Annotated in this window: 17 protein-coding genes and 1 riboswitch; of the genes, 8 read left to right on the top strand and 9 right to left on the bottom strand. The window is 62.7% G+C overall.

Features of this window, described 5'->3' with window-relative positions:
- Positions 1-22: 22 nt before the first annotated feature.
- Positions 23-208 carry a hypothetical protein gene (locus PQQ86_RS06855; protein ID WP_408265489.1) on the bottom strand — a complete coding sequence of 62 codons (186 nt, stop codon included), beginning with the start codon at positions 206-208 and terminating at the stop codon, positions 23-25.
- A 173-nt stretch (positions 209-381) separates the two neighbouring features.
- Here PQQ86_RS06855 and PQQ86_RS06850 point away from each other — a divergent pair, with 173 nt between their 5' ends.
- Positions 382-1,584, top strand: coding sequence for an ammonium transporter (locus tag PQQ86_RS06850; RefSeq protein WP_408265488.1), 1,203 nt, complete (start codon positions 382-384; stop codon positions 1,582-1,584).
- Positions 1,585-1,616: 32 nt separating this feature from the next.
- Here the strand turns inward: PQQ86_RS06850 and PQQ86_RS06845 are convergent, their stop codons facing one another.
- Entirely contained in the window at positions 1,617-1,964 is a 348-nt protein-coding gene (locus PQQ86_RS06845) for a DUF190 domain-containing protein (protein WP_408265487.1), read from the bottom strand.
- A gap of 152 nt (positions 1,965-2,116) precedes the next feature.
- Positions 2,117-2,179, top strand: a riboswitch (Fluoride riboswitch).
- 80 nt (positions 2,180-2,259) lie between these two features.
- Between PQQ86_RS06845 and crcB the strand changes: the two genes are divergently transcribed.
- Positions 2,260-2,640, top strand: a complete 381-nt coding sequence (gene crcB, locus PQQ86_RS06840) for a fluoride efflux transporter CrcB (protein ID WP_408265486.1) — start codon at positions 2,260-2,262, stop codon at positions 2,638-2,640.
- Positions 2,641-2,703: 63 nt separating this feature from the next.
- Here the strand turns inward: crcB and PQQ86_RS06835 are convergent, their stop codons facing one another.
- Positions 2,704-3,123 carry a DUF1801 domain-containing protein gene (locus PQQ86_RS06835; protein ID WP_408265485.1) on the bottom strand — a complete coding sequence of 140 codons (420 nt, stop codon included), beginning with the start codon at positions 3,121-3,123 and terminating at the stop codon, positions 2,704-2,706.
- A gap of 259 nt (positions 3,124-3,382) precedes the next feature.
- Here PQQ86_RS06835 and PQQ86_RS06830 point away from each other — a divergent pair, with 259 nt between their 5' ends.
- Complete coding sequence (locus tag PQQ86_RS06830) at positions 3,383-4,531, top strand: acyltransferase family protein (RefSeq protein ID WP_408265484.1); 1,149 nt, start codon at positions 3,383-3,385, stop codon at positions 4,529-4,531.
- A 91-nt stretch (positions 4,532-4,622) separates the two neighbouring features.
- On the opposite strand, the gene PQQ86_RS06825 is transcribed toward PQQ86_RS06830, so the two are convergent.
- The 6 genes from PQQ86_RS06825 to PQQ86_RS06800 form a co-directional block, all read right to left on the bottom strand.
- Complete coding sequence (locus PQQ86_RS06825; protein ID WP_408265483.1) at positions 4,623-5,201, bottom strand: c-type cytochrome; 579 nt, start codon at positions 5,199-5,201, stop codon at positions 4,623-4,625.
- The gene (soxC, locus tag PQQ86_RS06820) at positions 5,194-6,462 is read right to left on the bottom strand and encodes a sulfite dehydrogenase (protein WP_408265482.1); all 1,269 of its coding nucleotides are present in this window, start codon (positions 6,460-6,462) and stop codon (positions 5,194-5,196) included. Before soxC ends, PQQ86_RS06825 begins: the two co-directional genes overlap by 8 nt.
- Before the next feature lie 116 nt (positions 6,463-6,578).
- Positions 6,579-7,616 carry an ABC transporter substrate-binding protein gene (locus PQQ86_RS06815; RefSeq protein WP_408265481.1) on the bottom strand — a complete coding sequence of 346 codons (1,038 nt, stop codon included), beginning with the start codon at positions 7,614-7,616 and terminating at the stop codon, positions 6,579-6,581.
- A gap of 41 nt (positions 7,617-7,657) precedes the next feature.
- The gene (locus PQQ86_RS06810; RefSeq protein ID WP_408265480.1) at positions 7,658-8,488 is read right to left on the bottom strand and encodes an ABC transporter ATP-binding protein; all 831 of its coding nucleotides are present in this window, start codon (positions 8,486-8,488) and stop codon (positions 7,658-7,660) included.
- Positions 8,482-9,540 carry an ABC transporter permease gene (locus tag PQQ86_RS06805; RefSeq protein WP_408265479.1) on the bottom strand — a complete coding sequence of 353 codons (1,059 nt, stop codon included), beginning with the start codon at positions 9,538-9,540 and terminating at the stop codon, positions 8,482-8,484. Before PQQ86_RS06805 ends, PQQ86_RS06810 begins: the two co-directional genes overlap by 7 nt.
- A 60-nt stretch (positions 9,541-9,600) precedes the next feature.
- Positions 9,601-11,049, bottom strand: a complete 1,449-nt coding sequence (locus PQQ86_RS06800; protein ID WP_408265478.1) for a SidA/IucD/PvdA family monooxygenase — start codon at positions 11,047-11,049, stop codon at positions 9,601-9,603.
- Between the two features lie 309 nt (positions 11,050-11,358).
- Here PQQ86_RS06800 and PQQ86_RS06795 point away from each other — a divergent pair, with 309 nt between their 5' ends.
- The 5 genes from PQQ86_RS06795 to dapA all read left to right on the top strand — a co-directional run bounded on the left by PQQ86_RS06795 (position 11,359) and on the right by dapA (position 17,897).
- Positions 11,359-12,786, top strand: a complete 1,428-nt coding sequence (locus PQQ86_RS06795; RefSeq protein WP_408265477.1) for an FAD-binding oxidoreductase — start codon at positions 11,359-11,361, stop codon at positions 12,784-12,786.
- A gap of 96 nt (positions 12,787-12,882) precedes the next feature.
- Positions 12,883-13,980 carry an ABC transporter substrate-binding protein gene (locus PQQ86_RS06790; protein WP_408265476.1) on the top strand — a complete coding sequence of 366 codons (1,098 nt, stop codon included), beginning with the start codon at positions 12,883-12,885 and terminating at the stop codon, positions 13,978-13,980.
- Between the two features lie 42 nt (positions 13,981-14,022).
- Entirely contained in the window at positions 14,023-15,126 is a 1,104-nt protein-coding gene (locus tag PQQ86_RS06785; protein ID WP_408265475.1) for an ABC transporter ATP-binding protein, read from the top strand.
- An 18-nt stretch (positions 15,127-15,144) separates the two neighbouring features.
- Positions 15,145-16,965 carry an ABC transporter permease subunit gene (locus PQQ86_RS06780; RefSeq protein ID WP_408270147.1) on the top strand — a complete coding sequence of 607 codons (1,821 nt, stop codon included), beginning with the start codon at positions 15,145-15,147 and terminating at the stop codon, positions 16,963-16,965.
- Between the two features lie 26 nt (positions 16,966-16,991).
- The gene (gene dapA, locus PQQ86_RS06775) at positions 16,992-17,897 is read left to right on the top strand and encodes a 4-hydroxy-tetrahydrodipicolinate synthase (protein WP_408265474.1); all 906 of its coding nucleotides are present in this window, start codon (positions 16,992-16,994) and stop codon (positions 17,895-17,897) included.
- Positions 17,898-17,933: the final 36 nt, after the last annotated feature.

Below are 17,933 nucleotides of genomic sequence, written 5' to 3'. Positions count from 1 at the left end.
AGATCGTGCGCGGGACGGCACATTATGTCGGCGTTTGCGCAGGAAGACAAAGAAGACGCGCCACTAACCAGGCTTCTGCCGCCAAATATGAACGCGGGCGCAATGAATCCGCATAAAACGTCAGGCTTTTGAATGAAACGTAAATAAAATCGAAAGCCGCGCCCCGATTTGGATCGCGACGACCGATATGAAACTGTTGTGCACTCATATTGTGCTTTTGTCGTTATCCGAGGTGCAGAAGGCGGTGCACTACCGGATCTCGCTCGATTAGCATAAATCCCATGGCGGTGCGCCTTTGCACCTGTTCGACGCTTATTGGCACAAGTTTGGCCCGCTTCTTGCATACCATGCCCGCTTTTTTGGCATAAGCGGGACACATCGATGGAAAGTCTGAAAACCGGCACCGACACCCTCTTCCTTTTGCTGGGTGCCGCGATGGTGCTGGCCATGCATGCGGGGTTCGCGTTTCTCGAACTCGGCACGGTCCGCAAAAAGAATCAGGTCAATGCGCTGGTCAAGATTCTGGTGGACTTCTCGGTCTCCACGATCGCGTATTTCTTCATCGGCTACACGATCGCCTATGGCGTGCAGTTCTTCGGCAGCGCCGAGTCGCTGGCCGCGCACAACGGCTATGCGTTGGTGCGCTTCTTCTTCCTGCTGACCTTTGCGGCGGCGATTCCCGCGATCGTGTCGGGCGGTATCGCCGAGCGCTCGAAATTCAATCCGCAACTGTTCGCCACCTTCGTGCTGGTCGGCTTCGTCTATCCGTTCTTCGAAGGGATCGCGTGGAACGGCCGCTTCGGTATTCAGGGCTGGCTCACCCAGGTGTTCGGCGTGCCGTTTCACGACTTCGCCGGTTCGGTGGTAGTACATGCGTTCGGCGGCTGGGTCGCGTTGCCGGCCGTGCTGCTGCTCGGCGCGCGCCACGGCCGCTATCACCGCGACGGCGGCATCGCCGCGCATCCGCCGTCGAATATTCCGTTCCTTGCGCTGGGCGCATGGGTGCTCGCGGTCGGCTGGTTCGGCTTTAACGTGATGAGCGCGCAGACCATCGACAAGATCAGCGGCCTCGTGGCGGTCAATTCGTTGATGGCGATGGTCGGCGGCACACTGAGCGCGTGGCTCGCGGGCCGCAACGACCCCGGCTTCACGTACAACGGCCCGCTCGCCGGGCTGGTCGCGGTGTGCGCCGGCTCCGACGTGATGCATCCGCTCGGCGCGCTGGTGACGGGCGGCATCGCGGGCATGCTGTTCGTGTACATGTTCACCTGCGTGCAGAACCGCTGGCGCATCGACGACGTGCTCGGCGTGTGGCCGTTGCACGGCCTGTGTGGCGCGTGGGGCGGCCTCGCGGCCGGCATCTTCGGCTTGCATGCGCTCGGTGGCCTCGGCGGCGTATCGTTCGGCGCGCAACTGATCGGCACGCTGGGCGGCATCGTGGTGGCAACGCTCGGCGGCACGCTCGTGTATGGGGCGATTCGCCTGACCGTGGGCTTGCGGCTCGACCAGGAAGACGAATATATCGGCGCGGACCTGTCGATCCACAGGATTTCGGCGACGCCGGAGCGCGAAAGCGTCGGCTGACCGGCTAACTGCAAACTAACCGCAAACCAGGGTTAGCGGCGCGCCGGATGTTTCGCGTCCCCATGCTCGCCGATCAGGCCGAATTCGATCGGGCAACGCGTGTAGAACACCGGGAGGCAGCCCGCGCGCACCGCCTCGAGCAAGGCGTCCGCCTCCCCTTCAGTGACCGCGAAGATCACCAGTTGCGGTTGATCCGCCAGTTCGAAGAAGCGCGCTGCGTGCCGCGCGCCCGCGTGGCCGACGCCTTCGGCCGCCGCCACGACGGTCGCGCCATGAATGCCGACGAGCTTCGCGATCGACAACAGACATTCCACGACCGATTGATGGCCGTGGCGCCGGTTCTTCTCGGTATAGAACGTGAGCTGGTAGCCCTTCGTCATGTCGGCCTCCCGCGCAGTTGCGGCGTTGCAGTGGACCACGGCAGACGCTCGCAGGCCCTCTATTCATTCTAGATCACGCCCCAAACCACGCAGACTGCACGCGCGCGCCGCGCTGGCGCCCACCTGTCCCCAATGCCGTGCCAATGCTAGACTGGCGTGCTGGAGATGGCATTCTCCATTAACCGCCCTCGATGGCTGATGATGCCTGCTTCGCCCGGACGACTGCGGACGCGGCATCACGCCTTCCGCTCAAGCCCGGTTTGTCGACCTTTCGGCTTCGCCAGAGTACTTCTTCATGTATTTGTCCATTCTCGCGGTCGGTATCGGCGGCGCGCTCGGCTCGCTGTTCCGCTGGTTTCTCGGTATCCGTCTGAACGGCCTGTTCACGGGTATGCCGCTCGGCACCTTCGCCGCTAACGTGATCGCGGGTTACGTCATCGGCGTCGCGGTCGCGGGGTTCGCACGGGCGCCGCAGATCGCGCCCGAATGGCGGCTCTTCATCATCACGGGCTTGATGGGCGGCCTGTCGACCTTCTCGACGTTCTCGGCGGAAGTCGTGCAGCGCTTGCAGGATGGACGGCTCGGCTGGGCGGCGGGCGAGATCGTCATTCACGTGGCGGCTTCGCTCATCATGACCATCCTCGGCATCGCGACCGTTTCGTTGCTGTCGCGCTGAAAACCGTACGGATTTCAATCACCTGAATCGCACTAAGCGCTTCCCCCAGATAGCGCTATCGCTTTACGTCTCTTTACTTTTAAGTGCTTTCGATCGAGTACTTGCAGGCGCATTTTTCTTCAATTTGGTCTGGTTGTACTCGATAGCGGCGCGCACGAGTTTCTTTAAAGCGGGGCCATTCAGCTTATCGCCCTCGAAAAAGTCGATCGCCCGTCTCGCGTTGCCGTCGAGGCCCGCGTTGAAAAGCTTGTCAGGGTCCGCGAGATTCGCCCCGTGGGCAAAGGTCAGCTTCACCTTCCCTTTATGAGCGTTGGCGACCGCGATCATTCCGTCGCGGGACCACACTGGGCTTCCCATCCACTTCCATTCCTCGACGATCTCCGGATCGGCTTCAAGGATGGTCTTGCGGACGCTGGCGAACGTTTTGCCACGCCAGTCCGTGATGCCTGCGATCAGCTGGTCAATGTTTTCCGATGGAGTCATTGGATCCTTGCGCCTCGATTTATTGTTCGGTTTCGACAGAGCCTAGCTTTGAATTGTGCCCGCATCAATCTATTCGAGCTAAAACCTGTGCCAATGCCGCAAAGTACTGCTGTCACCCCGTGACGCCGACAAAAACGACCGTTCAACATCGCATTCTGTTGCGGCTAGGAGGGACATTTATTTCCCCATTTTTTTCGATTTTTGTTGTTCATGACAGACGTAAGATCGCCGCAGCCTGAATAGAAGAAGGGGCAAGAAAATGGCGATCACCTTGAATCTGTCAGCGTCCGCGAATCTGAACAAGTCGCTAAAGATCGACGCGATTCGATTCCTCGCGGCTGTCTGGGTCCTGATGTACCACTTCAAGCCGCCCGCGTTTAAAGAACTTCTGCCTCATCAACTCGCCTTCCTCGGCGGCGCATTGTGGTCAGGCTCGACAGCGCTGTTCGCGGGCCCTGCCGCCGTCATCGTCTTCTTTGTCATTTCCGGCTACTGCATCCACAACGCATATCAAAAGGATGTAACGCTCAAGCCGATCAACTACTACGCGTCCAGATTCATCCGCATCGGCTTGCCGTTGGTCATCTTGCTGTGCCTCGTTCAACCGTTGCCGACCGGACAGAACTATCTGGAATCCGTACTGTGGTCGCTCTACTGCGAGATGGTGTATTACGCCGCTTATCCGCTCCTGCGCGCCCGCTTTCGCTACATCGGCGAAATGATCGTTGGCTGCGCGGTTGCGGCAGGCGTGATGGTGGCCGTGGTTCGTCTGATCGGGCATCCGGTTTGCCACGGCTGCGTCATCGAGACTTATGGCGTTCCGGGCACGGCTTTACTGTATGCGGCCGGTTGGATTTTCGGCTGCCTGATCGCGGAGACTCAGCGCAACGCGGAGCAGTTCCACGTCCGTGGCGCGTATTCGCCGCTTACCCTGATGATCAAGCGTGGCCTTGATCGAAGCACCCGTTTTCTCGCGAATCACCTGGTTGCGCTGAGAGTGGTGATTGTCGCGGCCGGCGCGGCCATTATGATTCTGCTGTCCGAATCGAATCTCAAACCGGCCGTTGTGCCGCTGGTTACGCCCGATATCACGCTTCCGCTCTTTCAGTTCCTGGCGGCAGTCTGGATCGCGGCGGAGACCGCCACGCCTTCCAGAAGCGGCGTCTGGTCCAGACTGGCTACTTTTGGCGCGTGGTCCTATAGCCTCTATCTTTGCCACAAGATGGCGCTCGCCCTGCTGGAAATGACCCGATTCGACGAGACGTCCCGATTCGCATGGTTCGTACAGGTGGCGTTGGCGTTCGCCATCAGCTACGCGTTTTACCGGATGATCGAAAAGCCTTCGCATCTGATTTCCCAGCGACTGCGAAAATACACGCCGAATGCGCCTGCTGCGCCGGCTGCCTGAAGCCACTGCATGAGACGACTGCCTGAGCCGGCAAATGCCGGCTAGCGTCGCTTTAACCTCGATCCTGAACCATCAGATCAGCGCGAGCGCCTCATAGCTGCCCCGGACGCGGATCAGCCACAAAGCCGCCGCGATTGGGCATCGCCACACGCGGCAGCGAGGCCGCGTCGAGCCGCGTATTCGCCGGCACGATGCCGTTCTGGTTGAGCAGGAATGCGCTGAGCGCGTACACCTCGTCGGCGGAAAGCGATTCGGGCGCGTTGTAGGGCATCGCGCGACGGATATAGTCGAAGAGCGTCGTCGCATAGGGCCAGTAGCTGCCCACGGTGCGCTTTGGCTTCGCGCTGGTCAGCGTGCCCTGCCCGCCTATCAGTTGATCGCCGAGACCGCCCTCGCCCTGCGCGCCGTGGCACGCCGCGCATTTCGCGGCGAATATGTGCGCGCCGGTGGCGACGTCGCCGCTGCCCGCAGGCAGGCCACGGCCATCCGGCGCGACGTCGATGTTCCAGGCGGCGAGATCCTGATCCGTGAGCGGCGTGCCGATATCGTGGATCGACCTGGCGCTCTGGTCACCAGGTGCAATCGATGAGCACGATGCCAGCGCCGTGAGCGACAACAGCGCGGCCAGCGCCACACGCGACGGCCTACGTAACGACCGACCATCACGCATTACGCACCTCGCCGCTTGCATCCACTCGCCATTGCTGGATCGCGTTGTAGTGATACTGCGAATTCAGGCCGCGCGCGGCGACGAGTTCGGCACGCGTCGGTTGCACATAGCCAGTCGAATCGGTGGCGCGCGAGAGAATCGCGGCAGCGCCGCCGTCCCAGCGCCAGTCCGCCTGAAAACGCGTGAGCGCACGATCCAGGATCGCACCGTCCAGACGCGCGGGACGCCAGGTCGCACCGCCGTCGGTCGACACCTCCACCTTGCGGATCGTCCCGCGTCCGGACCAGGCCAGACCGGTGATCGGGTAATAACCGTGCGTGGTGAGGCGATGTCCCGGCGACGGCCGCGTGATCACCGACTTCACGTCCATCTCGAACGCAAACTGACGCGCGGTGCCGTTCGCGAGCAGGCTCGTGTACTTCGAGGTTTCCTCGCGCGTTTGCAACGGCGCATCGACCACCTTCAACCGGCGCAGCCACTTGACGTTCGTATTGCCCTCGAAGCCGGGAACGATCAGACGCAACGGATAACCGTTCTCGGGACGCAAGCGTTCGCCGTTTTGCGCATAGACCACGAGAGCCCGGTCGAGTATCCGATCGAGTGGCAAGCTGCGTGTCATCGCAGCTGCATCCGCGCCTTCCGCCAGCAACCAGCCGCCGCCGCTTGTATTGCCGGATGCAGTCACACCACCCACCTCTTCCAGCAAAGTCGACAAACGCACACCGGTCCATTCGCAGCACGACAACAAACCATGCGTAAGTTGCACCGGCATGCCGCTCGGGCCATTCCATTCATTGCCGGTATTGCCGGAGCATTCGAGAAAATGAATCCGCGATTCGGACGGCAGGCGCAGCAGGTCATCCATCGTGAACAGTTTCGGCGTGCGTACAAGGCCGTGAATGGCCAGCCGATGCTGATCGGGATCGATGTCCGGCACACCGCCGTGATGACGTTCGTAGACCAGACCGTTGGGTGTGAGCGTGCCGTGCAGATCGGCTAGCGGGGTCATCGACGAAGCCGCACCGGGTAGTGGCCACGCGCGCGCACTCCGCCGCACGACATTTGCCTCATACGGCGACGGCATGCCGTATGGATGTTCGAGAACGGGCGCACCGGGCACGCGGCTCGATTGCGCGACCGCGAGCGGCTTGAGCAATTCACTTGCGGAAGCAGCTTGAGAAGCAACCAGACCGCCGGCCGCCAGACGACCCAGCAGTCGACGGCGGCCGCGCGACGGCGGGGAGTTGTGCGGATTCATCATGGCGTCGGCGCATCATAGGCAAGCCGATTAGCGTAACGATGCAGACGGTCATGGCCAAACGATAAATTCGACTATCGATCGACGCAGACCGCATATCAGACGCACACGGCTCGCCGTTAAGCCAGCACGTTCGAGAACACCCGATCCGCGAGACGATTGGAATCAGTCCCGCTGTTGAGCACACCCACCGCCTTCAGATCGTCGGCATAGAGCGATATCTCCTTCTTGAACGCATCCCCAACCGGATGATGGCGGTCGGTATGGCTCTTGAGCATCGCCGCCAACTGGCCCACATCGGCGGACGGCGTATAGACCGAGAAAATCGCGGCGGCATCCGCAGGATGATTCGCAGTCCACTCGGTCGCTTCGAGGAGCGCCTGCGTCAACGCCTGCGCGGTGGCGCGATCCTTTCGCACCAGCGTGCCGCGCACGCCGAGCACACAGCACGAACGCGTCAGATATTCACCGCACAGATTGTTCGACACTTCAACCAGGTGGTCGGATTCGCGGATCGACCAGATCGTCGGGTCGCCATCCGCGATCGCCTGCACTTCGCCCTTCTTCAGCGCTTCGCCCAGCAGGTTCGCCGGATACTGGCGCCAGTTCACATCGCGCTCCGGATCGACGCCGATCTTCTTCAACACGATGGCGAAGAAATTCCTGGTCGGACTCGCCATATCGCTCACGCCGATCGTGCGGCCCTTCAGTCCCGCCACATCGACGATGCCCGACGCGCGCGTGGCCAGCAAACGCATGCACCCGCCGTGAATTCCGGCGGTCAGTTTCACATCGAAGCCCTGCTCCAGCGGCTTGATCCAACGCAGCGCCATGCCGACACCCGCATCGGACTTGCCCGTCGCAATTGCCTCGAGCAACTGATCGGTCGACCCAGAAAAATTCACGAGCTCCACCTGCAAACCGTGCCGCTCGAAAAAGCCCTGCTTCACCGCAACGGCCACAGGCGCGGTACAGATCGCGCCAGCGTTCCAGGAAAGCTTGAGGGGCTTGAGCGGAGCCTGCGGCGTTTGAGCAAACGCGAGCGTTCCAGGCATCAGCGACGCACCGCCGAGCGCCGCCGCGCCCGCGGTCCAGGCCGTCTTGCGCAACCATGCGCGGCGGCCCGGACTCAGCGGAGATTCATCGTAAGGATTCATGGTTGACTATTCCTCTGGTCGTTATCGATTGTTTTATTCGTTCAGGTGTCGAGTCCGAGCTGGGCGAGTACCTCGCGGCGCAGCGCCACCAGTTTCGGATCGTCGCGATGGCGCGGATACGGCGCGTCGTTGCGCACTTCGGCAACCACACGCGCCGGCCGCTCGCTGAAAACGATCACACGGTCGGCGAGCAGCAGTGCCTCTTCCACGTCATGCGTCACCAGCAGCACGGAAAAGCGCGCGTCCAGCCAGAGCCGCGCGAGTTCACCCTGCATGCGGATACGTGTGAGCGAGTCGAGCTTGCCGAACGGTTCGTCCAGCACCAGCAGCGCGGGATCGTTGACGAGCGCGCGGGCCAGCGCCACACGCTGCGCCATGCCACCCGACAATTGATGCGGAAACGCTTCGGCGAATTCGCTAAGGCCGACCAGCTCCAATGCGGCATCGATCCGCTGCTGCGCCTGCTTCTCTTGCGGACCACTGCGTCGCGCGAAGCGTTTGCGCTGCGCCTGCGGACCGACCCCAACATTGCCGCGCACCGTGCGCCATGGGTACAAGGTCGGATCCTGAAACACCACCACACGCGACGGATCAGGACCGGCGATTGCAGCTCCATCTGCCTGCACGCTGCCCTGCGTCGGCGCATCGAGTCCAGCGACCAACCGCAGCAAGGTGGACTTGCCGCAACCGCTCGGGCCGAGCAGCGCAACGAACTCGCCCGGCTCGACCGTGAAGCTGACATCCTGGAGCACCGGCAACGCGGCGCCACGCAGCGCGAATTGATGACTGACGTGGCGCACGTCAATGCGCGCGCCGTCGCGGACCGGCCGAGCAGCGGCCGACTGATTCAACACTTCGGGTACGGCTACCATTTGAGCAATCCCTTTTGCCAGGCCAGCAAGCGGTCACGCACACGAAACAGCAAGGTGATCAGACCCGAGCACATCAGCGCCATCACGAGCAGCGCGGCATACATATTCGAGTAGGCCGCCCAACCCTGGGCCCATTGCAGATACCAGCCGAGTCCGGCTTTCACGCCCATCATCTCCGCGACGATCAACACCGAAAACGATGCGCCAAGACCCATGAACAGGCCGACGAAGACCGACGGCAGCGCCGCCGGAATCGCCACGCGCAGAATCAGAAAACCGGGCCGCGCGCCGAGCGTGCGTGCGATGTCGTAATAGGCCGAGTTGACGCCGGCTACACCCGACCACGTCAGCACCGCAACCGGGAAGGCGGTCGCGAGCGCGATCAGGAACACACTTGCGCTAAAGCTCGACGGAAAGAAGAAGAACGCCAGCGGCAACCACGCGGTGGCCGGTAGCGGCCCGATCAGGCGCAGGACCGGATGGACCCAGTAGCTCACGGCCTGCGACCAGCCGATGCTCACTCCAGTAACAAAACCCGCAGCCGCGCCCAGCACGTAGCCATAGGCGAGTAGTCCAAACGAATGCACAACGCTCGAACCCAGTCGCGGGTAGTCTTCGGCATAGACGCCGATCAGCGCCTGTGGTGGGGCGAAAAAAGGCCGCGGCAGCCATTCGAGTTGCGCCGTGACGACTTCCCACGCGCTCACGCCAAGCGCCAGCGCGAGCAACCATGGCATCGCCCCAAGCCATGCGCTGCTGCGCGTGGGCGTCGTCGGCTGAGTGGACGGATTGCGCCATCCCGCGACGGCCGTCGCAACAGCAAATGCCGCGAGCACCAGCTTCAACGCGATGAATTCTTTCGTGTACGGCCAGTCGTCGGCACTCGGCCACCATTCGGTCAGCGCCGCGCTGCCGAACCACGCTATGGCAGCGAGGCCCGCGATCAGAACGCCGCGTGAAGGCCCACGCCGTGTTAAGGCGCGGTTGATGTTACCGACGTCCGTGCCGATAACCGGCGTTCCTGTCGTGATCGATTCGAACTGCGTGGACATAGCGGCTCCTGCCTCTCGCCTTGTTGAACTATCGTTACCGTGCGCTTGCTCGGGTCCACCTCACGCGACGTCGACCCTGTCGCGCTGCCAGACGCTCTGTGCGTAGACTGAATCGTCGAAATCGGCGGCGATGTCGCCGTGAATACGTGCTTCATGCGCGTCCAGATCGGCGAGAAACAGATCGCGGCTGATTCGCTGCACCACGGCGGGAATGTCGCGCTTCATGCTCGGCACGTCGCCGACCGGCAATCCGAAACTCACGAAGGCCGCCGGGTTATAGACGTGGATGTTCTTCAAATAGGGCGCTTCGCCCTCGACCTTCTCGAGGTATTCGAGCGCGGCGCCGAGATACGGATGCGCGCCCAGCGCGTCGTCGCTATCGCTTGCGGCGGCCACGTATTGATCGCGCCACAGGCGGATATGCCCGGCGATCTGCGCCAACTCCGGCCGCAACGCCGGATCGATCACGTAGCCCGTGCCGGCAATGACGAAATCGAAAGCGAACGACTCACCCGCCGCTTCGGTCTCCACGCGCTCGCCTCTGACGCTTGCCTGTGTCCACGGGGCGCCGAGATGCAGATGGAAGTTCGGAAAGCGTGTGACGCGCTCCACGGCGTCGACTGGCGGCGTCGAACCGGCAACGCGGAAGCGCCGCGCCTGCGACCAGCGAATCGCGTCTGGCAAATGGAAATAGTTGTCGTACGCGCCGGGATAGGCGCGTGTTCGGGTCACCGGCACCGACGCAATCCGCTCACGTCGCACGAACAGATGCACCTGCCCTGCGCCGGCTTCGAGCGCCGTGCCCGCCGCATCGAACGCGGATGCCGCGCCGCCGATCACTGCCACGGATTTGCCGCGCAGCGCTGGGAAATCGATCGCCTCGGAAGTGTGGGCACGAAGTGTCGGCGGAATGTTTTTCAGCACTGCAGGAATGTTCGGCCCCCCGTTACCCGCAACACCATTACCGAGGACGATCTTGCGTGCCGTCTCCACGATGTTGCGCACCGTGGCGCCATCGCGTACTTCCAGATGCAAACGAAAATGCTCACCCGTAGGTTCAATTCGCGTGAGCCGCGTACCGTAGCGAATCGGAATCTCGAGGAAATGCCGATACCACGCGAGATACTCCGCCCAACGCGTGCGAGGAATCCGGTCGATCTCCGCATACGAAGCGGCGCCGAAGCGCGCTTCATACCATGCCTGAAAACTCAGCCCCGGCAGACCCACCTCGGGGCCCACCAATGATTTAGGGGTGCGCAGCTTGTTCATGCGGGCGCGATTCAACCAGACGCCCGATTGGCCTTCATCGGCAGCGGCGTCGATCACGCTGACCTGACCGATGCCGGCGCGCCGCAGGGCGAAAGCGAACGCCGCGCCGGTCTGTCCACCGCCGACGACCACCACGTTATGGTCGATGCCATCGCGCGGCGGGACCCAGTTCTCGGGTGCTGGACCAATCAGCCGCAGTGTGTCGAGCGCAGGCTGATCGGGGTGATTGGATTGCGTCATGGTGTCGGGTTCGGTCTGGGAGTTGAACAGCAGACGGATGCGTCCAAATCGAATGGCGCGGCCATCGGACGATCAAGTATCGCGGCGCCGCAGGCTTACCCAAACCAACAAATTTCGCTTTGCTTATTTGTTTCATGGCCGTCAGCGCCCTCGACTCACGCCAGGAAAAACGAGCACTTTAATCGCATTTCGATTAATTGCATTTCAATGCGATTTTTTTACTTCTATGCTTTTTCTCAGGCAACGCAGGTCCCGTCCCATTTGGGTCGCAGCCGACCGCATCGAAGCCGCCCGATCAAGGAACCAGAAATGAACCCTGTCGCGCCCCTGTTAGCTAGCCTGCAAACCGAACTCGGAGTGGACGCGGTCCTGAGCGCCGAAGCCGACCTCGATGGTTTCACCGAGGATTGGCGCGGCCGCTACAAGGCGCCGGCGCTCTGTGTCGCGCTGCCGTCGACCGCAGCGCAGGTATCCGCGGTGGTTCGCCTGTGCGCGGCGCACGGCGTACCGGTCCTGCCGCAAGGCGGCAACACCAGCCTGTGCGGCGGCGCCGTACCCGCGAGCGAAGGCGTTCGGCCAGTCATCGTCAACCTGTCTCGGATGCGGCGGATTCGTTCGATCGACGCGGCCAACGGTTCAATGGAAGTCGAAGCCGGCTGCGTGCTGAAGACCGTGCAGGACGCCGCAGCAGCCGAACAACGACTCTTTCCGGTGAGTCTCGGCGCCGAAGGCTCATGCCAGATCGGCGGCAATCTGTCGACGAATGCGGGCGGCACCGGCGTGCTGCGCTATGGCAATGCGCGCGACAACGTGCTCGGCCTCGAAGTCGTGCTCGCCGACGGCACGATCTGGAACGGCCTGCGTGCACTGCGCAAAGACAACACCGGTCTCGATCTGAAGCATCTGTTCATCGGCACGGAAGGCACGCTCGGCATCATCACGGCGGCCACGTTGAAGCTGCATCCGCTGCCGACGCATCACGCACTCGCATGGTTCGCGCCCGTCGACCCGGCGGCCGCGCTGCGTATTCTCGGCATGTTTCAGGCCGCCTGCGGTTCGCGGCTCAACGCCTTCGAGATGATCAACCGCCGCCAGCTCGAACTGGTGATCGAACATGTACCCGAGCGCCGCAATCCGCTTGGCGAACTGCACGACTGGCACGTGCTGGTCGAGCTCGCGGACACGCGCGGGGGCGAAGATATGGCAGAGCTGCTGCAACACACGCTCGAACAGGCAGCCGATGCCGGCCTCATCGTCGATGCTGTGTTCGCCAGCAACGACACGCAGCGCGCCGCTCTCTGGGAAATTCGCCACAGCGTATCCGAAGCGAACAAGAAAGCCGGCGTGGGCTTAACGACCGATTGCGCGGTGCCGGTGTCGGCGGTGCCTGCTTTCATCGAGCAGTCCACGCGCGCGGTCCATGCACTCATTCCCGGCCTCGACATTCTGATCGTTGCCCATCTCGGCGACGGCAACGCGCACTTCATCCCGTTCTTCACCTTCGACGCATGGCGCGAATTCGCGGACCCCGTTGCGATCGCCACCGCGATGCGCCGCTGCGTCAACGACGTCGCGCACGAGTTGCACGGCACCTTCAGCGCCGAACATGGCGTCGGCCAGACCGGCCTCGGCGAAATGGCGCACTACAAATCCGCTATCGAACTCACATTGATGCGCGCGGTGAAGCAGGCACTCGATCCGCACCAGTTATTCAACCCCGGCCGCCTGCTGCCTTGACGCGCCGCTCCGCGCCCCATCGCGCCGCTCGCGCGGCCTGAATTTTCGTCATACCGGTCTTTCGCTTTCCACGCTTGCCACTTCCCTGGAGTCGTCATGAAAAAGCAGCCCACACGCGATCAGATTCAACAACCCGGCCGCCGCACGGCCATCAAGGCGGCGCTGGCAGGCACGGCGGCGGTCGCGTTCCCGTTCGTCTGGACGCCGTCGCGCGCGGCCGGCAAACGGATCGTGATTCGTGACGACGGCGGCATCTACACGAAGGCCTACGGCGCGGTGTTCTACCGGCCGTTCACGGAGAAGACCGGCATCGAAGTGGTCGGCGTGCAGGCGAACGCCGAACCGACCGCGCTGATCAAGAGCATGGTCGACACCGGCAGCTACACCTGGGACATGGCGAAGATCAGCCAGCCGGCGATTCTTCTGCTGACCGGCGGCGGCAAGGAATACCTCGAAAAACACGGGCTGGAATCCGATCCGGTGATCGCGAAGATTCCGAAGCAATACATGTCGCCGTACGGCGTGGGCACCAACATCTACACGACCGTTCTCGCCTATCGCACGGACGCGTTCAAAGGCCGCAAGGCGCCGAACTCATGGGCCGACATGTGGAACGTGAAGGACTTCCCGGGCCGCCGCGGCCTGCGCAAGTATCCGTTCGACACGATGGAACAAGCCTTGATGGCCGACGGCGTAGCGACCGGCCAGGTCTATCCCTGCAACATGGACCGCGGCTTCGCAAGCCTCTCCAGGATTGCGAAGCACGTCGACGTCTGGTGGACCACCGGTGCACAGGTCGAACAGATGCTGGGGTCAGGCGAGGTGGACATGATCAGCACGTGGATCTCGCGCGCGCAAGCGGCGATTGCCAGCGGCGCACCGGTCGGCATCGTCTGGAACCAGAACATCTGGGGGGTCGACAACTGGTCGATCCTGAAGGGCTCGCCGAACGCCGACGCCTGCCGCGAATTCATCAAATTCGCCGCCGATCCGAAACGCCAGGCCGCGCTGGTCGACTATTTCCCGGCGGGTCTGACGCAGCCCGAAGCATTCAACTTCATCAAGCCCGAGATCGCGAAAAACTGCCCGACCTATCCGCAGAACATGGCCAACGGCCTGCATATCGATGCGAAGTACTGGCAGGAAAACCAGAGCGTCGCGCTCGAGCGCTTCAATCGCTGGATCCTGACGTAAGCGCGCCGCCACTCCCTGTCACCTTTCACGGAGGCCGATTCCATGTCTGCTTCGAATCTTCAGATCGCGGGACTCAGCAAACGCTACGGCGATTTCGTCGCGCTCGCGCCGACCAGTCTCGACGTCGCCGAGGGCGAGTTCCTGACTTTGCTCGGGCCGAGCGGCTCCGGCAAGACTACCCTGCTCAGCCTGATCGCCGGCCTCGCCCTGCCGGATGAAGGACAGATTCGCATCAACGGCGTGGACGTGACGTACGGCGCACCGTACGAACGCGACATCGGCATGGTGTTTCAGAACTACGCCCTGTTTCCGCACATGACGGTCGCGCAGAACATCGCGTTTCCGCTGCAAATGCGCAAGACGGACGCAAAGGCCACGCAAGAAAAGGTGATGCAAGCACTGGAGATGGTGCATCTGCCGCACGTGGCGCAACGCTATCCACGCGAACTATCCGGCGGCCAGCAGCAACGGATCGCACTCGCGCGCTGCATGGTCTACCGGCCGTCAATCATTCTGATGGACGAACCGCTCGGCGCGCTCGACAAGAAACTGCGTGATCACATGCAACTCGAGATCAAGCGCATCCATCGCGAACTCGGCACGACGATCGTCTACGTGACGCACGATCAGGAAGAGGCGATGACGATGTCGGACCGCATCTGCCTGATGAACGCAGGTTCGATCGCCCAACTCGGCACGCCGGCCGATCTGTATTTCCGGCCCAACAGCGTGTTCGTCGCGGACTTTCTCGGCGAGTCGAATCTGCTCGACGCAGTCGTCACGGGCCGTGCCGGCGATCAGGTGCAGATCAGCGTGCAAGGCGTCGCGAAAGGCGAGGCGATGGCCTACGACCCGGTAATCGGCAACGGCAAGCCGGTCAAGCTGATGCTGCGTCCGCAAAACCTGCGCGTGCACCACGACGTCAGCGCGAACTCAGACTCCGGCAACGGCGGCAGCCTGTCCGCGAAACTCACCGACATCATGGTGACCGGCAGCATGACCAAGCTCTATCTCGAGCCGCACATCGCCAATGCCGCGCCGCTCATCGCCGCCTTCCCCACCAACCGTTTCGGCAGCCAGTACGAAGTCGGGCAAACGCTCGGCCTGTCGTGGCTCGCCGCCGACGCCGTCGCGATCGCGGGGTAAGCGATGAATCATTCCGCTATGAGCGCGCGCCCTTCCCAGCCCGCGGGGCCGGCACAACCCATTCAACCCGCGCCGCGCCGGCCCGCCTGGCGCGCCTGGCTGCGGCCCGGCGCGAAAGGCGCGCCGCTCGTCGTGCTGCTGCTAGTGATGCTGGTCTATCCGGTCGGCCAGTTACTGCTGCTCAGCATTCACAACGACGCCGGCTTCACGCTGATCGAATACAAGCGGCTCTTCGCATCGTCCGTGTATGTGGATGTACTGCTGATCACGCTGAAAGTGTCGCTATGGACCACGTTCTTCTCGGTGTTGACCGGCTATCCGATCGCCTATCTGATTTCCTCGGCGACGCGTGCACGCAAGAACCGCCTGCTGTTCTGGGTGCTGCTGTCGTTCTGGACCAGCTTTCTCGTGCGCACGTTCGCGTGGGTCGTACTGCTCGGGCGCAACGGCGTCATCAATCAGCTGCTGCTCAAGCTCGGTATCATCGACGAGCCGCTGAGCCTGCTCTATCACTTTTCCAGCGTGATCCTCGGCATGGTGCATGCGCTGATGCCGCTCGCGGTGCTGACCATGCTGTCGGTCATGGAGAACATCGACCGCCGCCTGCCGAGCGCCGCAGCCACGCTGGGCGCGCGTCCCGGCACCGTGTTCTGGAAGGTGTATTTCCCGCTGTCATTGCCGGGCGTCGCGGCCGGCGCCCTGATGGTGTTCGTCACCGCGATCGGCTTCTTCATCACGCCGACGCTGCTGGGCGGCCGTCATCAAACGATGATCACGCAACTGATCATCGATCAGGTCATGCAGGCGCTGAACTGGGGTTTTGCGGGCGCGATTTCGGTGCTGTTGCTCGCGGTGGTGCTGATCGTCTTCCTGGTGTACGACCGCATGGTGGGCCTCTCGACCATGGCGGGTGAAAGCGCGGGCGTAAAAGGCTCACGTGCGGGCGGCTGGAGTCGCAAGCTCGGCGACCTGATTCTGAGCTCGCTCGGCAATACAACCGATGCGTTGCTCTCCGTCATGCCCCGCTCGCGCAAAGGCCGCAAACGTAGCATGTCCGGCAGCGGCGAAAGTCTGACGCTGCGCGTGATCGTGTTCCTGCTGCTGGTGTTTCTCAGCGCGCCGGCCTTCCTGATGATTCCGCTGTCGTTCGATTCGGCTTCCGGGCTGGCGTGGCCGCCGCACGGATTTTCGCTGCAATGGTATCGGCAGATCGTCGATTCGCCGCTATGGATGCAGGCAATCACGCGCTCGATGCTGGTGGGTATCGGCACCGGCTTATTGTCGATGCTGATCGGCACGCCCGCGGCGTTCCTGCTGGTGCGCGGCGGCATGCGCGGCAAGGCGGCCATGCTGGCGTTCGTGCTGTCGCCGATCGTCGTGCCGCGCATGATCATCGCGGTCGGCATCTTCTATTTCTTCGCGAAGATTGGTCTGGTCGGGTCATCACTCGGCCTGGTGCTGGCCCATACGACGGTCGCCGTGCCCTACGTCGTGATCACGATGATGGCCGTGCTGCGCAACTACGACACCCGTCTCGATCTCGCCGCGCAGAGCATGGGCGCGCGTCCGTGGGCCACCCTGCGCCGCGTCACGTTTCCGATTCTCGGCGCGGGCTTGATGTCGTCGTTCCTGTTCGCGTTCGCGACCTCGTTCGATGAACTGACCATCGCCCTCTTCACCTCGGGCGGCCTGAGCACGACCTTGCCCAAGCAGTTCTGGGACGAAATCACGATGCAGATCTCGCCGGTGATCGCGGCGGTATCGACGTGCCTCTTCATCTTTATCGCCGCGCTCATCTGGATCGCGGACCGTTTGCGCCGGCGCAGCCTCACCGCCTGAACCCCATTCATTCACCGAGACTCTTTATGCTTTCAGCACAACAATTGCGCGGCGTCCTGCCGGCTATTCCGACACCGGTCAACGCCGACGACACGATTGACAGCGGCGCGGCCCGCACCTTGATGCGTTATCTGCTCAAGCAAGGCGTGGACGGCGTCGTGCCGCTCGGCGGTACGGGCGAATACGGCGCGCTGGCGCGTGCCGAACGCATCCGCATGGCCGGTATCGCCGCCGAGGAAGCGGCGGGCAGCATCCCGGTGATCGCGGGCGTGCTCGATCCGGGCTATCACGACGCCATGCAGGCAGGCAAGGAATTCGCTGCAGCGGGTGCGGACGGCTTGCTGGTGCTGACGCCCTACTACACGAATCCGACCCAGGCAGGCATTCGCGACTACTTCCTGCGTTACGCCGACGAATCGCCACTGCCGATCCTGATCTATGAGATTCCGTATCGCACGCGCATTTCGATCGCGCCCGAAGTGCTGCACGAACTCTCGAGGCACGAGCGGATCATCGGCATGAAGGCGTGCAATACCGACATGTGGCACTTCCTGCGCACCGTCGCCGGCGTCGACGAGTCGTTCTCCGTGTTGAGCGGCGAGGACACGTTGTTTCCGTTGCACGTCGCGGCGGGCGCGCGTGGCGGCATCGTGGTGACGGCAAGCCTGTTGCCGAGCGCCTGGCGCAAGATCTATCAGCTCGCGGCCGACGGAAAAACGCAGGAAGCGCTCGCTCTGCACCGCTCGCTGATCCCGTTGATGAACCTTGCGTTTGCCGAAACCAATCCGGGTCCGATGAAATCGGTGATGGATCTGATCGGCGTGCATGCGCCGACGATGCTCGCGCCGCTGGTCCAGGCGGCACCGGAGTTGTCGGCGAATTTGCGGGTCGAACTGGAAAAGCAACTCGATACTTTCGAGCGCCCGCTGTGACCGCTTAGTGACCGCTTAGTGACCACTTAATGACGG

Source organism: Paraburkholderia sediminicola, from assembly GCF_046026675.1.
In the GTDB taxonomy this organism is placed as follows: Bacteria; Pseudomonadota; Gammaproteobacteria; order Burkholderiales; family Burkholderiaceae; genus Paraburkholderia; species Paraburkholderia sediminicola_F.
Note: the sequence above shows the minus strand (reverse complement) of the source record. Positions and strands in the feature narration are given on the sequence as shown.

What these genes read in the sequence shown, in the direction of transcription:
- soxC (WP_408265482.1), bottom strand. Translation starts at nt 6,462, where the DNA reads ATGATGAATCCGCACAACTCCCCGCCGTCGCGCGGCCGCCGTCGACTG.
- PQQ86_RS06815 (WP_408265481.1), bottom strand. Translation starts at nt 7,616, where the DNA reads ATGAATCCTTACGATGAATCTCCGCTGAGTCCGGGCCGCCGCGCATGG.
- PQQ86_RS06810 (WP_408265480.1), bottom strand. Translation starts at nt 8,488, where the DNA reads ATGGTAGCCGTACCCGAAGTGTTGAATCAGTCGGCCGCTGCTCGGCCG.
- PQQ86_RS06785 (WP_408265475.1), top strand. Translation starts at nt 14,023, where the DNA reads ATGTCTGCTTCGAATCTTCAGATCGCGGGACTCAGCAAACGCTACGGC.
- PQQ86_RS06855 (WP_408265489.1), bottom strand. Translation starts at nt 208, where the DNA reads ATGAGTGCACAACAGTTTCATATCGGTCGTCGCGATCCAAATCGGGGC.
- PQQ86_RS06800 (WP_408265478.1), bottom strand. Translation starts at nt 11,049, where the DNA reads ATGACGCAATCCAATCACCCCGATCAGCCTGCGCTCGACACACTGCGG.
- PQQ86_RS06835 (WP_408265485.1), bottom strand. Translation starts at nt 3,123, where the DNA reads ATGACTCCATCGGAAAACATTGACCAGCTGATCGCAGGCATCACGGAC.
- crcB (WP_408265486.1), top strand. Translation starts at nt 2,260, where the DNA reads ATGTATTTGTCCATTCTCGCGGTCGGTATCGGCGGCGCGCTCGGCTCG.
- PQQ86_RS06795 (WP_408265477.1), top strand. Translation starts at nt 11,359, where the DNA reads ATGAACCCTGTCGCGCCCCTGTTAGCTAGCCTGCAAACCGAACTCGGA.
- PQQ86_RS06845 (WP_408265487.1), bottom strand. Translation starts at nt 1,964, where the DNA reads ATGACGAAGGGCTACCAGCTCACGTTCTATACCGAGAAGAACCGGCGC.
- PQQ86_RS06825 (WP_408265483.1), bottom strand. Translation starts at nt 5,201, where the DNA reads ATGCGTGATGGTCGGTCGTTACGTAGGCCGTCGCGTGTGGCGCTGGCC.
- PQQ86_RS06780 (WP_408270147.1), top strand. Translation starts at nt 15,145, where the DNA reads ATGAGCGCGCGCCCTTCCCAGCCCGCGGGGCCGGCACAACCCATTCAA.
- PQQ86_RS06850 (WP_408265488.1), top strand. Translation starts at nt 382, where the DNA reads ATGGAAAGTCTGAAAACCGGCACCGACACCCTCTTCCTTTTGCTGGGT.
- PQQ86_RS06805 (WP_408265479.1), bottom strand. Translation starts at nt 9,540, where the DNA reads ATGTCCACGCAGTTCGAATCGATCACGACAGGAACGCCGGTTATCGGC.
- PQQ86_RS06790 (WP_408265476.1), top strand. Translation starts at nt 12,883, where the DNA reads ATGAAAAAGCAGCCCACACGCGATCAGATTCAACAACCCGGCCGCCGC.
- dapA (WP_408265474.1), top strand. Translation starts at nt 16,992, where the DNA reads ATGCTTTCAGCACAACAATTGCGCGGCGTCCTGCCGGCTATTCCGACA.
- PQQ86_RS06830 (WP_408265484.1), top strand. Translation starts at nt 3,383, where the DNA reads ATGGCGATCACCTTGAATCTGTCAGCGTCCGCGAATCTGAACAAGTCG.